Origin of the sequence: Segatella copri (assembly GCF_026015295.1) — a bacterium.
Classification (GTDB): domain Bacteria; phylum Bacteroidota; class Bacteroidia; order Bacteroidales; family Bacteroidaceae; genus Prevotella; species Prevotella copri_C.
In genome coordinates, this window is record NZ_JAPDUW010000001.1 from 527,288 (window position 1) to 541,122 (window position 13,835).

The 13,835-nt window shown below is 42.0% G+C and carries 11 protein-coding genes; 5 read left to right on the forward strand and 6 right to left on the reverse strand.

The window, feature by feature from the left end; translation table 11 throughout:
• Nucleotides 1-182: 182 nt before the first annotated feature.
• Nucleotides 183-2,231, reverse strand: a complete 2,049-nt coding sequence (locus ONT18_RS02060) for a VapE domain-containing protein (protein WP_264903823.1) — start codon at nucleotides 2,229-2,231, stop codon at nucleotides 183-185.
• Between the two features lie 177 nt (nucleotides 2,232-2,408).
• Here ONT18_RS02060 and ONT18_RS02065 point away from each other — a divergent pair, with 177 nt between their 5' ends.
• Entirely contained in the window at nucleotides 2,409-2,546 is a 138-nt protein-coding gene (locus tag ONT18_RS02065; protein WP_264903824.1) for a hypothetical protein, read from the forward strand.
• Between the two features lie 369 nt (nucleotides 2,547-2,915).
• A complete protein-coding gene (locus ONT18_RS02070; protein ID WP_117727012.1) occupies nucleotides 2,916-3,137 on the forward strand; it encodes a hypothetical protein in 222 nt (73 codons plus the stop codon).
• 522 nt (nucleotides 3,138-3,659) lie between these two features.
• On the opposite strand, the gene ONT18_RS02075 is transcribed toward ONT18_RS02070, so the two are convergent.
• A complete protein-coding gene (locus ONT18_RS02075; protein WP_264903825.1) occupies nucleotides 3,660-4,466 on the reverse strand; it encodes a tyrosine-type recombinase/integrase in 807 nt (268 codons plus the stop codon).
• Nucleotides 4,467-4,527: 61 nt separating this feature from the next.
• On the opposite strand from ONT18_RS02075, the gene ONT18_RS02080 reads away from it, so the two are divergent.
• The gene (locus tag ONT18_RS02080; RefSeq protein WP_264903826.1) at nucleotides 4,528-5,916 is read left to right on the forward strand and encodes a restriction endonuclease subunit S; all 1,389 of its coding nucleotides are present in this window, start codon (nucleotides 4,528-4,530) and stop codon (nucleotides 5,914-5,916) included.
• Here the strand turns inward: ONT18_RS02080 and ONT18_RS02085 are convergent.
• The 4 genes from ONT18_RS02085 to hsdR form a co-directional block, all read right to left on the reverse strand.
• Nucleotides 5,896-7,461 (reverse strand): restriction endonuclease subunit S, encoded by a 1,566-nt coding sequence (locus ONT18_RS02085; RefSeq protein ID WP_264903827.1) that lies wholly within the window; start codon nucleotides 7,459-7,461, stop codon nucleotides 5,896-5,898. The two genes, ONT18_RS02080 and ONT18_RS02085, sit on opposite strands and share 21 nt — an antisense overlap.
• A 70-nt stretch (nucleotides 7,462-7,531) precedes the next feature.
• A complete protein-coding gene (locus ONT18_RS02090) occupies nucleotides 7,532-8,629 on the reverse strand; it encodes a PDDEXK nuclease domain-containing protein (protein WP_119229385.1) in 1,098 nt (365 codons plus the stop codon).
• Nucleotides 8,630-8,746: 117 nt separating this feature from the next.
• Nucleotides 8,747-10,258 (reverse strand): N-6 DNA methylase, encoded by a 1,512-nt coding sequence (locus tag ONT18_RS02095; protein ID WP_218458434.1) that lies wholly within the window; start codon nucleotides 10,256-10,258, stop codon nucleotides 8,747-8,749.
• A gap of 16 nt (nucleotides 10,259-10,274) precedes the next feature.
• Nucleotides 10,275-12,629 carry an EcoAI/FtnUII family type I restriction enzme subunit R gene (gene hsdR, locus ONT18_RS02100; RefSeq protein ID WP_264903828.1) on the reverse strand — a complete coding sequence of 785 codons (2,355 nt, stop codon included), beginning with the start codon at nucleotides 12,627-12,629 and terminating at the stop codon, nucleotides 10,275-10,277.
• A gap of 92 nt (nucleotides 12,630-12,721) precedes the next feature.
• On the opposite strand from hsdR, the gene ONT18_RS02105 reads away from it, so the two are divergent.
• Nucleotides 12,722-13,138 (forward strand): helix-turn-helix domain-containing protein, encoded by a 417-nt coding sequence (locus tag ONT18_RS02105; protein WP_106812837.1) that lies wholly within the window; start codon nucleotides 12,722-12,724, stop codon nucleotides 13,136-13,138.
• The gene (locus ONT18_RS02110) at nucleotides 13,135-13,731 is read left to right on the forward strand and encodes an IS630 family transposase (RefSeq protein ID WP_232823346.1); all 597 of its coding nucleotides are present in this window, start codon (nucleotides 13,135-13,137) and stop codon (nucleotides 13,729-13,731) included. The genes ONT18_RS02105 and ONT18_RS02110 overlap by 4 nt, the downstream gene beginning before the upstream one ends.
• Nucleotides 13,732-13,835: the final 104 nt, after the last annotated feature.

Here is a 13,835-nt window from a genome sequence, read left to right on the forward strand (position 1 = left end):
CTTCTGGGTGACAGAGTGACAGGGGTGACAGGGAATTCTGAAGATTTACTCTCGCGCGGGCAGGCAGGAAAAATCAGGCCGAAAGTTCCTGCCTGCCCGCGTGCGAGGCGAAATGTTGAAAAACTCGTGTCACCGTGTCACCCTGTCACCCTGAACCGGATGAACCGATGGCTTGGGGACGGCTAGAAGGGGGCATCATCATCGCATTGCGGCGGGTTGATACAGACGGATACCTGGTAAGCCTTGATTTCCTCGGCTGTACGGACGATTGCCCTGTAACCACGGCTGTGCTTGGTGCGCATCTTTTCGAATCCGAGATCATTGAAAGCCTTGCCCAGTTTCGAACTGTTCAGCTTCTGAGAGATGTTGCAACTGATGATCTGCATCGCTCTGGCTATGGACACGAACTCCCCTGTCTCCGCCTCCGTTGGCTTTCGGAAGTAGAGATCCACAAGTTCCTGTTCTAGTCTAGGCGCCTCAAAAGCGCGGTTGTGCCGGTTCTGCTTTTCTATCTCCTCATCGGTGAACCAGTAGCGGAAATCACTCTTGTAGAGGGCGTAAGCCTGGGCGTAGATGCCTTCGTAATTGAACGGATGCTCACGGGGCGAGAGGATGCTCTCTATCTCGTAGGGCAGCCAGCGACGGTTACCGGTAGGGTCGCTCAAAAACTCGGGATTGTTGCCCGTGCCGCAGAAGGTGTTGATATGCTTGCGCTGCTCGGCATAATGGCCGTATGCCGCCCTTTCGTTGGTATACTGCATCGTTACCACAGCTTTCAGCTGGTTCAGTTCCGATGGACTCATCGTGTCGAGCTCTTCATAACAGATGAGTGCATACTGCGAAAGGGCGATGATATCATCCTTCGTCATGCGCCTGGCATTCGCCTTCGTATAGAAGTATTGCTTCAGTTCCGGCGGCAGGAGATAGTTGAACCAGGTGGTCTTGTAGGCGCCCTGTCTGCCGATGAATACCAGGATGACATTGTTGACGGCACCTTCGTCTATCCATCCTGCTATCATCGCCACGAGCCATTTCCTGAGGGCTTCACAGAAGGGCATCACGGGGTCTCCCTTCATCTTTACCGTGGCAGCGAGTTCGGCAATATAATCCTTGTCACCTTCCTGCCAGGGTGGGAGATTCTCCAGATAATCGGTGAAGGGATTGTAGGGCGGGGTATAGTCGCTCTCGATGACATTGATCATGTCGCTCTTGCTCACCCTTGCGGTTAGCGACATGTTGCTCCATTGCGTATTCAGATCGCGGTCCTGGAGGATTCGCCATTTCCCCTTCAGATACTCGTAGCGCAGGGTGATGAGGTTGAAGCGGAGTTTGATATGCCCGTCGAGGAAGTCTTTGATTTCATCTACGGTGGCATAGGGAATCTTTCCGGTTTCTGCCCTCGCCTTCTGTGGGTGAGTGGTGTTGTCGTAGCACGATTTGAACACCTGTTCTACACTGTCGTATTCGGGAAACTGCCTGATAGCCCACTGGGTGGCTTCTTTCCTGTCGTACCGTTTCTTTGCCATCATGTAGCCCACCCGCATCACATACTGGTTGTGGTTGCCGGGTTCGTACCTGATTTTTTCGTTTTCCAGCTTGGGTTTGACGATCTGCTCGTAGTAGTCGGCGATGCGTTCCTGTTTCTTTTTCTTCTGTGCGGTCTTGAGCGTAGCTGAATGGAAATGGCTGATTTCCTCGGCGCTGAAGGCTGTGGCTTCGGGATTGAAATAGACTTCGGGGTCGTAGGCGAGTCCGCTGAGCCTTGTGATGTTCTTGCAGAGCGGATCGCTTTCCTTGCCGATGAGATGCGCGTAGTAGTCGTTTCCCATGGCGAAGGCGGCGGGATAATCATCGCCTTCGTAGCGGTAGATGACGCGCAGTCCGTTGCCGCTCATGGTAACGTAGCAGAGCAGGGTGTGGGCATCGTGGCAGATTCTCTCTTTGAGCGAGTGCAGGGTGCCGTCATCCGGTTTTTCTGTGATGTGGTCGAAGTCGACCAGTGACAGATGTGTGAGACTCCGGATGTTGTCCTTGCCTTTTCCGCCTTCGAAGATGCAGGCTACGGCGAAGAGGGGTGCATCGTGTTTGTACGACTTATTCCCCGTTTTCCGGTAAGACTCGGTGAAAAACCTGAGTTTCTCATCTTCCTTCATGAAGGTTACCAGGCCTTCCAACTGGCCAGGTGAAGGAATCTTGCTGGCCATGTTAATGAATGTACTGATGTTCATCATCTCCTAAAAAAATTATATTGTTATACAATATATGTATCAGTTATTCGTTTTATTATAGGTAAGCAGATTGTTGAATCTGTTTTACACGATGCAAAGATACTAAAAAGAAAATAAAAAAGAGTTCCCGTAGTGGGAACTCGTATACAATAATTACAAACAATTTAAAAAAATTAAGCAATGAAGATTGTTAATTTTCTTGCAGACAACAGCCGTTTCGGTGTTGTTCTGAGTGAAGTGATGAAGAACCATCATGTATCTGGTTCTGATCTGATGTTTTATGCTGGGATGCATAAGGAAAACATTTTTGCAATCTAAAAGGGTAAGGGCGATTATCGGCTCAGTGTTTATGTAAGGATTGTTTCTGCTCTTCGGTACTTTATCGAAGACTCGGCAGAATACGCCCGAGTGAAGCAACGCCTTATCGAAGCAGCCTTCGATGATGGTTACTTTTTTAACAGATAATTCTTTTGAATTGGATTTTTAAATTAAAAAGTGGAATCCGGCGGTTGTCGGATTCCACTGATATCGTATTTTCACCCTGTGCGGGTGGAATTTCGCAGATACAGGAATAAGGTTAGGCAAACTGATTTTCGGGGGGATTGGCAGATTTATTGCAAATTTCTTGGTGGTTTCGAGAAAAAGCGTATTTTTGTGGCGAAAAGTTAAACGTTTAAATTAAAAGTTATGGAAACAACAATGTTTAATCCGGTTCAACAACATCTATTAAAGATGTTTGCTTTTGATGGTTCTGAAGAAAGGCTTTCTGAGGTGAAAACTGTTTTGAGTGATTACTTTCGTAAGAAAGCTGATACATGTTTGGAGGCACTTTGGGATTCAGGCAAGCTGAATCAGGCAAAGCTTGATGAACTTCGCCATCAGGACTTACATGCAATGCTGAAAAAGTAGTTTTATGGAAAAAATAGTTCTAGATACTAATTGTCTTGTACAGAGTATATCACCAAGAAGTCCATATCGTAGAATTTGGGATAGCTTTTTTGATGGTACTAATCTGTTTTTCAATTCGCAGATGACGCTGATATCTTTTTAGTTCTTTTATGTCCCACACGCCCTGAACCAACGGTCGCCGGCGCGTAGTGGAATTGAAAATGCTGGTCGAAGGGTAAAGCAAAGGTAAAGGGCTAGGCTTCAATGATGTGATGAATGACATATTGGATGATTATCAGGAACAAAGGTATTTTGGACGAAAATAAAGTTGTATATGCAATAGTTTCTTTCCGTTAGGCGTTAGGGAGATACGCAAGTCCGCTAGGCGTTCCTAACGCCTAACGGACTTGCGAGCTGTTGATTTATGACACACCCTCTTGTGGAGATATATGCATGTCATATGACAAAACGTTTTACATGGATAGAGTAGAAAGAGACCTGCATTTCTTTCTACTCTTATTCCTATAAACCTTTATTGGCATTTTACCAAGTGATAACCTTATCTACGATTTCTTGTTGCTCAATGCTGCTTCTTCGCAGATAGATACGTGTCGTTTCGATGCTTTCATGCCCCATAAGGTCTGCAAGCAGGGCAATGTCGTTGAACTTCTCCAAGAAATTCTTGGCATAACGATGGCGGAACGAGTGAGGGTACACCACTTTTTCATTCAAGCCATACTTCATCGCATAGTTCTTCAACTGCTGTGATATGCCTCTTGTCGTGATGCGCTCGCCAAAGCGATTAAGAAAGAGATAGCCACTTGTGCGGTTGAGTGTCTGCAACCACTTTTCTGTTTCCGTGCGCAATGTCTTGGGGATATAGATACGCCGTATCTTGCCACCCTTGGTGTAGATGTCGTAATAGCCTACTTGCACGTGCTCAACCTTGATTTGCACAAGTTCGCTCACTCTGGCACCAGTCGCAGCTAAGAAACGCACCACAAAGTACCACTCCAAGTTGTCTTCCTTCTTCAACTTGTTTTTCAAGAAGGTGTAGTCGGCATTGCTGATGACATTCTCCAGATAAGAACGTTGCTGCACCTTGACCGACTTCAAGCGGAGTTTCGTCTTGCCCACAGATACAAGGTACTTGTTCAACGCCTGAATACGGAGGTTCACCGTCTTTGGTTTGTAAGTCTCAATCAAGTAGGTCTTGTAAACCAACAAGTTTCTCTTGTTCAACTCTTTGTGTCGAGAGCCAAACTCCTTCACGGCATACAGATATGCCGAAATCGTGTTCTTAGCCATATTGCCTTGGCTTAGGAACTCTTCAAATTTGTCTAATTCCATTTCTGTTCTTTTATTAGTGAAACATAAAGTTGTCCTAATAAAATAGACATAAATTTGTTCTATGAGTTCCTATTATGAGAAGATACTTGCTACGGGAGAGGTGAAATGCATTGATGAGGAAGTGCCGTTTGAGATACCGCAGGGGTGGGAATGGGAACGCATTGGTAACCTTTTTGAGACAACAAGCGGTTCCACACCTCTAAGCAGAAATCCCGACTACTACCAAAATGGCAGCATTAATTGGGTTCGCACGACAGACTTAAATAATGGAGTTTTATGCAAGACGGAGATACAAATTACGGAAAAAGCTTGTTCAGACTACAACCTTACCATTCTCCCACAAAACTCGGTATGTATTGCGATGTATGGCGGTGCAGGAACGATTGGAAAACATAGCATTCTACAGTTCGATACAACCATCAATCAGTCAGTTTGTGCCATTAAGCCAAATGGATATTGCAATATGGATTATCTTCATATTTTTATCGAATATCAAAGACCTTATTGGATGGATTTTGCTGCTGGATCGAGAAAAGACCCGAATATAAATCAACTCATTATAAAGCATTGTCTATTACCTATCCCACCACAAAAGGAACAGACACGCATAGTAGAGAAGTTGAGCTTACTCCATCCATATATAACCCAATATGGAGAATGTCAAATAAAACTTGACTATATAAACAAAGAGATATTGGATAAATTTAAAAAGTCCATTTTACAGGAAGCAATTCAAGGAAAACTTGTTCCGCAACTTACAGAGGAGGGTACTGCTCAAGATTTGTTGGAGCAGATTAAGATAGAGAAGCAGAAACTCGTTAAGGAAGGTAAACTAAAGAAGTCTGCCCTCAATGACTCTGTTATTTTCCGTGATGACGATAACAGGTATTGCGAGAAGATAGGAAAGTCGGTGCAGTGCATTGATGAAGAGATTCCGTTTGAGATACCAGAAAGCTGGGTGTGGTGTAAATTTCAAGACATAGCAAATAGCGAACTTGGAAAAACGATGAATAAGGCTTCTGACAAAGGAAGCGAAGTTCCATATTTATGCTCAATAAATGTATATTGGGATAAAGTAGATTTATCTAATGTAAAAGTTGCTCCCTTTTCCATTGCAGAGAAAGAAAAGTATTTATTACAAAAAGGAGATTTGCTTATTTGCGAAGGTGGCGAGGTTGGAAGATGTGCAATATGGAGTAATGATAAAACTATGTATTATCAAAATGCATTGCATAGAGTAAGATTTTATGGGAACATCAGTTCCAAGTTTATACAAAATGTTATAAGGAGCTATAAAACTATGGGCATCATAGATAAGAATAGTAAAGGAATGACTATTAAGCATTTTACAAAAACGGCATTAAATAGCTTGTATATTCCCTTGCCACCCTTTCAAGAGCAACAACGCATTGTTGCTCAAATAGAAAAACTATTTGAGCAACTGCATTAATTGCTCTATCTTTTCAACAATGCGTTGTTGTTCCTCTATTGGAGGCAATGGGTATAGATAATTTTCTATATGACAGTTGTTTATGGAGGGTGAGTTGTCGCCCTTCATAAACGAATTTAATCCATCAACCACATAATTTGATAGCATCAAATAATACAGGAACATAGGATAATACCCTAAACTTGGGGTAATGACATAGAATCCTGTACTTGCAATGGCATCTTTATATATATCATCAACCAAAGCTATATTTTTCAAGTAGGGACGAACCATTGAAAACAACAAATCGTTTTTATGAAGTTTTCTCGTTGCTCGACTTGGAGCATTTTCAATTCTTACCTTTTTAGGTTTGTCTATAATGTTTAGCCTATTATTGACGGCATCTACATCTATATAAACGAAATCAGATGATGGCTTTGTTGATTCCATAGGCATAAATACAGACTTGCCTCTTGCCCAACTCCAAGAATCGGGCAAATCAAATGGTATTTGCTCTGTTATATCCACGTACTTTTTCCCAATCTTCTCATAGTACCTGTTATCGTCACCACGGAAAACAACAGAATCGTTGAGGGCAGACTTTTTGAGTATGCCTTCTTTGACGAGTTTCTGTTTCTCTGCCTTTATCTGTTCAAGCAGTTCTTGTGCAGTTCCTTCTTCGGCTATTTGTGGTACAAGCTTGCCTTGTATAGCTTCTTGCAGAATGGATTTCTTTAAGTCTGTTACTATATTTGCATTAAGTAGGTCTAATTTATCCTGCGAAGAACTATATCTTTCTACATATGACAAAATCAAATTTAACCTGTTCTTAATTCTTCCTTGTTCTTCTAATGGCGGAACAACCATTAACGTTTTTGATACCGCCGACAATACCCAATTTTTATTTCCTACTCCTCTTGTATTTTCTTTAGCCTGTTCTTGAACCAATGGTGATTGAATCATAAAGACTAAGAACTCTCTATTTATGTCACATTGTATGAGTTTTATTAACGCTACACTTACAAAAAGACTAAACTCTCTATCTGTTGTAACCATGGCAGGTATTCCTGTAGTTCCAACTTTTGACAACAACAAATCTCCTTTTTGGGGATGGCATCTATCAGAAAGCTTTTGGTGTTCTTCTTTGGATATATATTTTGTGTTTGAAAAATCAATAACTCCAGAACTCATATCCTTTACAGAGATAAAAGGAATACCTGAAAGTGTATATTTAGGTGTAGAATGAGTTCCGTCTGTTAAAGATAGATACAAACTTGAAAATCTACACCATTCCCACCCCTTAGGCACTTCAAATGGAATCTCCTCATCAATGCATTTCACCTCTCCCGTAGCAAGTATCTTCTCATAATAGGAATTGTCCTCACCACGGTAGATAATAGATGCGTTCTTGTCACGCTTGATTTTTTTCTCCTTAATCAAGCGTTCTTTCTCTTGACGAATCTTATCAAGCAAAACGCTTGCAGGTTCGTCATTAGGGTCTTGCGGTACAAGTTTGCCTTGTATCGCCCATTGTAATATGCTATTCTTTAATTGCTTTCCATTCATTGTTCTCTTTATACTGTTTAATTCACCACAAGTTGGTGACGAATTTGTGAGACGTGTCTCACAAATCCTTTTAACCTATATTGTTTTCCTCAAACTCTGCAATCCATTCCTTTACCTTGGCTTGCAGCAAAGCCTTGTCTGGCAAATATAATTGATACGCAGAAGCATATACATGAGAGTCTTTCGGCAAAGTTAACTCTACAAGTGCATCGTTCTTACTCTCACAAAGCAAAATGCCGATGGTTGGTTTCTCGAAGTCTTGCTTCACAAAGCGGTCATAATAGTTGACATACATCTGCATCTGTCCAAGGTCTTGATGAGAAAGCTTATCTGTTTTCAAATCAATAAGGACATAGCATTGCAACAATCTATTATAGAAGACCAAATCTACATAATAATTGTCTTCATCAAAGGTGAAACGCTTCTGGCGTGCCTCGAAGAGGAAGCCTTTGCCTAATTCGAGTAGGAACTGTTGCATCTTGCTGATAATGGCATTCTCCAACTTCGACTCAGAGTAAGCGGCATCTGGCTTCAAGCCCAAGAATTCCAAGGTCAAAGGACTTTTGATAACATCAGAAGGTTTCTCTACAGTTTGACCTTCCTTTGCCAAACGCATCACCTCATCTTTTTCACGGCTCAAAGCCAATCGCTCATAGAGGCAACTGCCCACTTGACGACTCAGCTGTCTTTTTGACCATTGCTGTTGGACGCACTCTATTTCATAGAAAGAACGAGCGTCTGGATTTTCCACTCGCATCAGAATCAAATAATGACTCCAAGAAAGCTTAAACATCTGATTATCACTATCTTTCGAATTTGCTAACCACTGGTTAGCATTTTTGTTTTCAAAAGGGAAACCAGTGGTTGACCTTTTTGCATATACAATATAGAATTGCCTAATATTGCGGAGATTTGGATATGACCAACCTGCCCCAAAACGAGCAGTCAAACTCTTTGACAATTCTTGCAAGACTTGCTTTCCATATTGCGCACGAACATTCCCTTCCTGTTCATACTCCACTATATACTTGCCTATATAATACTTGGTATAGACCTCAGCAGTATTGACCGAAGTCTTCACGTAAGTCCTTGCCTGTTCTATAAGACCAGACACCTTATCAAGTAGGTCTTCAATATTATCCGAAGTCTTTGTTATTTCGTTTGCCATAATTCTGTATTATTATCAGATTTTGGGGACACGTCCCCAAAATTCCTATTTCAAATAAGTGAGACAATGTCTCACCTTTTTATATCAATCTGAATTTGCGGGACACCGTCCCACATATTACAATTCGTCCACATTCACCTCAATCCCCAATATACGTTGTATCTCCGCCAATGTCTTATCTATTTCATGATCAAGAGCCTTGCGCTTCTTGAAATAGTCGGCAAGCAGTTCGGCAGGAGGCAAGATTTCTTCATCCTCTTTCGGGAACTTGCACAAGTCGAAGTTGCAATCGGTGGCGATAAGGTCTTCAACCGAATAGCAACGAGATTTCTCGTCACCATCAGCAATAATAATCTCCTTACGGTCGTTCCACCACTCACGGATTGGGTTGCAATGTTCCGACTTCATGGACTTTGTCTTGGAGAAATGCTTGTAACCCTCTGGCATATCCAAACGATAGAACCACGTTTCCTTTGTAGAATAACCTTCTGGAGCACCCTCCGCACTGGTATTGTCGAAGAACAAAATGTTCGTGGCAATCGAAGTGTAAGGTGCAAAGATACTGCCAGGCAAACGGATAATGGTGTGCAAGTTGAAATCCCTGAGCAACTTTGTCTTAATGGCAATCTTTGTGTTATCTGCTCCAAAAAGGAAACCATCAGGAACAATGACAGCAGCACGGCCATTTTTCTTCAAGCGATACATGATAAGCACCATGAAGAGGTCGGCAGTCTCGCTACTGCGCATATCAGAAGGAAAGTGAGATTTCACGTCGGCCTTTTCATTACCTCCGTATGGTGGATTCATCAAAACAACATCAAACTTGTCTCCGTCTGTATAGTTGAGAACATCTTTGGTAAGCGAGTTGTCGTGATATACCAATGGCGTGTCGATACCATGCAGCAACAGGTTTGTCACACATAGCATATACGGGAATTGTTTCTTTTCTATGCCAAATACAGACTGATTGTACTCTTTGCGGTCTTCAGCAGTCTTTACCTTCTTGTCCAATTCACCCAACCAACTTGTGATGAAACCTCCTGTACCACAAGCGAAGTCTGCCATTTTCTCACCAATCTGCGGATTGACTATCTCTGCCATAAATTCGGTCAAGGCTCTTGGGGTGTAGAACTCACCTGAGGAACCTGCCGACTGCATTTCTTTAAGGATAGTCTCATATATCTCACCGAAAGCATGACTCTCTTCATAGTCACCAAGATTCAATCCGTCTATCACATTAAGCACCTGGCGGAGCTGAACGCCATCTTTCATATATTGGTTGGCATCCTCAAAAGTTGTCTTTACTATTGCCTGACGAATTGGGGTATCAGGTGTAACCTCTATGTTTTTGAGTTCAACAAACAAGGTGTTGTTGACAAACGAAAGCAGTTCGTCACCAGTCAAGGCATTGCCACTTCCATCATCATGTGCCCAGTTGCGCCAACGGCATTCTTCTGGAATAATAGACTTGTAATCATCATCGTCCAACTCCCAATCATTCTCTTTCTCGTCATAGACTTTCAAGAACAGCATCCACGCCATTTGTTCTATGCGTTGCGCATCACCGTTGATACCGGCATCATTGCGCATGATATTGCGTACTCGTTTTACGAAATTAGATAAACTCATTTTATATTGTTTCTTTTTATGCTATATTATATATTGATTGCTCCAACTCTTTTACGGCCTTCAGATACTCTCTCTTGCCACCGAAGAACTTTACTATATTTGCCTTAGAGCCCAATCGGCGGAAAGGATCGTTTTCAAGCACAGTAAGACTTTCAAGTTCAGAAATGCCTTCTTCCATGTACTTCTCCAGCAAATTCTCAAGTACCAGCCGTGCCTGCTCACCATACTTGGTAAATATATCACGCTTTTTCACTTGCTCAGCACGTTCCCGCCTCGTCAGGGTCTTCTTTCCGTATGCGATATGGCAGATGAAATCAAAATCATCCACATTGCTCATTTCCTGTGAAGTTTTTAATTCTGCAAGATCTATGCCTCTTTCTTTCAGCATATCAGCAATGTCTGACTTTTTCTTTATTTCATTCCATTTGGAGGTAAATGTATCAATGGTAGCAAACGAATCAAGGATATTCTTCTTCGTGTAGTTGGTAATACTCTCCGTGCGAAGCAGCTTGCCATCGGCATCGTAAACGGACACTACCTTATTGACAACCATTACCTGGCAGCCATCTTTATCTACAAGAGGCTTTGGACGAGTGATAGGATCACCAACTATTGGCGGTGTATCATCTACAGGCAGAACTGGAGTTTTTGCCTCTCTGGACTTTATAGGATAATCGGGATCCATCTCGATAGGTCCGTCCCAATCTGGGTCAGCAAACAAGCGTGTTACATTTCGAAAGTCCATCACCGTGAAATTGGTCTTTCCCTCATTCTCACGAAGACGGGTTCCGCGTCCTATAATCTGCTTAAACTCCGTCATGGAACCAATCTGTTGGTCAAGCACTATCAGCTTTACCATCTTGCAATCCACACCGGTAGAAAGCAGTTTGCTGGTCGTTGCAATGACTGGATATTCCGAAGATACTGAAATAAAGTAATCCAACTTGCTTTTACCATACTCATCGCTACCTGTTATGCGAACCACATAGTCAGGATTTTTCTTGCACATATCAGCATTGGCATTGGTCAATGCCAGACGCATACGCTCCGCATGTGTTTCATCAGCACAGAACACTATGGTCTTAGCCATGCGGTCAGTGCTTTTCAGATAGTTGGTTATCTCTTGCGCAACTTCCCTTATACGGTCTTCTATAATAATGTTATAATCATAGTCACTGTTGTTATAAATGCGGTCTTCTATCTCGTTGCCGTATATATCCTTTTGTCCCTTTGTCGGTCTCCACTCATCGCCAATGTTGGTTGTGATGTTGATTACCTTGAAAGGAGCTAGGAAACCGTCCTCAATTCCGTTTTTAAGACTATATGTATATATAGGCTCACCAAAGTAGCCAATACTTGACTGGTACTTTGTTTCTTTTGGTGTTGCTGTCATACCTATATGAGTAGCCGAAGAAAAGTATTCCAAGATGTTTCGCCAGTTGCTATCATCCTTTGCGCTACCTCTATGACACTCATCAACGATAACAAGATCAAAATAGTCTGGATTAGGAAACAACTCCTTATAGTTTTTGGCATCATTCTGTCCAATCAACTGTTGATAGAGTGCAAAGAACACTTGATAAGACCCCAATTCTTCCAAGTGGTTCTTGTCTTTTGAGTAGTCTATCTTGTGCGTTACCTTTTCTAATGGTTTGAAGTCTTGCTGTATGGATTGATCAACCAATATATTGCGGTCTGCAAGATACAACACTTTCTTCTTCAAACCACTTTTAAGTAAACGCCATACAATCTGAAATGCAGTATATGTCTTGCCAGTGCCAGTTGCCATGACAAGGAGCACACGGTTTTGTCCTCTCGCAATAGCATTGACAGTGCGGTTTACTGCATTGCGCTGATAATATCGTGGCGGGAATATATTCTGACCAGTGCAAAAAGGCTGCTTTATGATAGCCAGCTCTTGTTCGTTAAGTCCGTTTCCATCGTTAGCCTCATTTTTATATCTTTCGATAAGTTCTTCTTTTGTTGGAAATTCGTCCATAGCAAAAGTGCGTTCCTTGCCTGTCAAGAAGTCATGTTCGGCAAACCCTTCACCATTTGAACTGTATGCAAACTTCACATCAAGCATTTGGGCATAGGTCATGGCTTGTTGCAATCCATGTGAAACAGAATGATTGGCATCCTTTGCTTCTACAATAGCAATGGGTGTTGCCTTATTTGCATAAAGTACATAGTCGGCAAACTTCGGTTTCTCTCTATGCACAAGATTACCATGAAGGCTAATTTTACCGTCAGTAAATTTAACCTTCTGTTCCATGAATATACTATCCTTTGACCATCCCTTGCTTGTGATGGCTTCGTTGATATAGCGGAACTTGATGTCCTCTTCTGTTAAATCTTTGCTTATGCCCATATTCAAATAATATTTTAAGTAAGTGATCTAAATTATTTATATATATCAGTACTAATATGGTTCATTTTCCGTTTTATAGAAAAAGTAGAATTATGAAACCAATAAAAGTACTTGAATTATCAGAGGTTGATCGCCTCAAATTAGAGAAAGGCTATCATAATGGCCCTACTCATAGTTTTCGTATCAGATGCAAATCCATATTGCTGAAGTCAGAAGGTAAATCAGCTCCCAAAATAGCAGAAATGCTTGAGGTGACTGTACCTACTGTCTACGCATGGGTAAAACGTTATGAAGAAAATGGCATCAAAGGCTTGGAGACACGTCCTGGTCAGGGTCGAAAGCCTATTATGGATTGTTCTGATGAAGAAGCAGTCCGCAAGGCAATTGAGGAAGACCGTCAAAGCGTGTCTAAAGCACGTGAGGCATGGCAGAATGCGACTGGCAAAGAAGCCAGTGACATTACCTTCAAACGTTTTTTAGAAACATTGGTGCAAGATATAAGCGTATAAGAAAACGCCCAAGGGGCAAACCCTCACCGCAGCTCTACGCATACAAGAAAGAGAAGTTGCAAGAACTTGAAGAACTTGATTCCAAAGGGGAACTTGTGCTATATTATGCCGACGAAAGCCATGTCTGTACAAATGGATATGTTCCATATGGCTGGCAATTCAAGAATGAGGATGTTTACATCCCATCCGAGAAAGCTGCCCGGCTTAATATCTTTGGTATGATTACCAAAAGGAACCAATATAAAGGCTTTACCACAAAAGAGTCCATCAACGCAGACAAGATTGTGGACTATCTTGACAGATTCTCTTTCAATGTCACGAAGAAGACTGTAATTGTCTTGGACAATGCTTCTGTTCATAGAAATCGGAAGGTGAAAGAACTGAGGAAAATTTGGGAGAATAGAGGATTGTTCCTCGTCTATCTTCCACCTTATTCTCCAGAACTTAATCCTGCCGAGATTCTTTGGCGTATACTTAAGGGCAAATGGATAAGACCGATAGATTACGAGACTACGGACTCGCTTTTCTATTGTACGAACAGGGCCTTGGCCTCTGTGGGTACGAACTTATTCGTGAATTATTCATATTTGTAAAATTAATTTCGAACAGTTACTTATTATCAGAAGTTCTACAACATACTTGCTGAAATCCCCTTGCTGTCTAAGACATCTTTTATCTTGTTTAGTTTCATAAATTC

What these genes read in the sequence shown, in the direction of transcription:
- ONT18_RS02095 (WP_218458434.1), bottom strand. Translation starts at nt 10,258, where the DNA reads ATGAGTTTATCTAATTTCGTAAAACGAGTACGCAATATCATGCGCAAT.
- ONT18_RS02060 (WP_264903823.1), bottom strand. Translation starts at nt 2,231, where the DNA reads ATGATGAACATCAGTACATTCATTAACATGGCCAGCAAGATTCCTTCA.
- ONT18_RS02065 (WP_264903824.1), top strand. Translation starts at nt 2,409, where the DNA reads ATGAAGATTGTTAATTTTCTTGCAGACAACAGCCGTTTCGGTGTTGTT.
- ONT18_RS02070 (WP_117727012.1), top strand. Translation starts at nt 2,916, where the DNA reads ATGGAAACAACAATGTTTAATCCGGTTCAACAACATCTATTAAAGATG.
- ONT18_RS02090 (WP_119229385.1), bottom strand. Translation starts at nt 8,629, where the DNA reads ATGGCAAACGAAATAACAAAGACTTCGGATAATATTGAAGACCTACTT.
- hsdR (WP_264903828.1), bottom strand. Translation starts at nt 12,629, where the DNA reads ATGGGCATAAGCAAAGATTTAACAGAAGAGGACATCAAGTTCCGCTAT.
- ONT18_RS02080 (WP_264903826.1), top strand. Translation starts at nt 4,528, where the DNA reads ATGAGTTCCTATTATGAGAAGATACTTGCTACGGGAGAGGTGAAATGC.
- ONT18_RS02105 (WP_106812837.1), top strand. Translation starts at nt 12,722, where the DNA reads ATGAAACCAATAAAAGTACTTGAATTATCAGAGGTTGATCGCCTCAAA.
- ONT18_RS02075 (WP_264903825.1), bottom strand. Translation starts at nt 4,466, where the DNA reads ATGGAATTAGACAAATTTGAAGAGTTCCTAAGCCAAGGCAATATGGCT.
- ONT18_RS02085 (WP_264903827.1), bottom strand. Translation starts at nt 7,461, where the DNA reads ATGAATGGAAAGCAATTAAAGAATAGCATATTACAATGGGCGATACAA.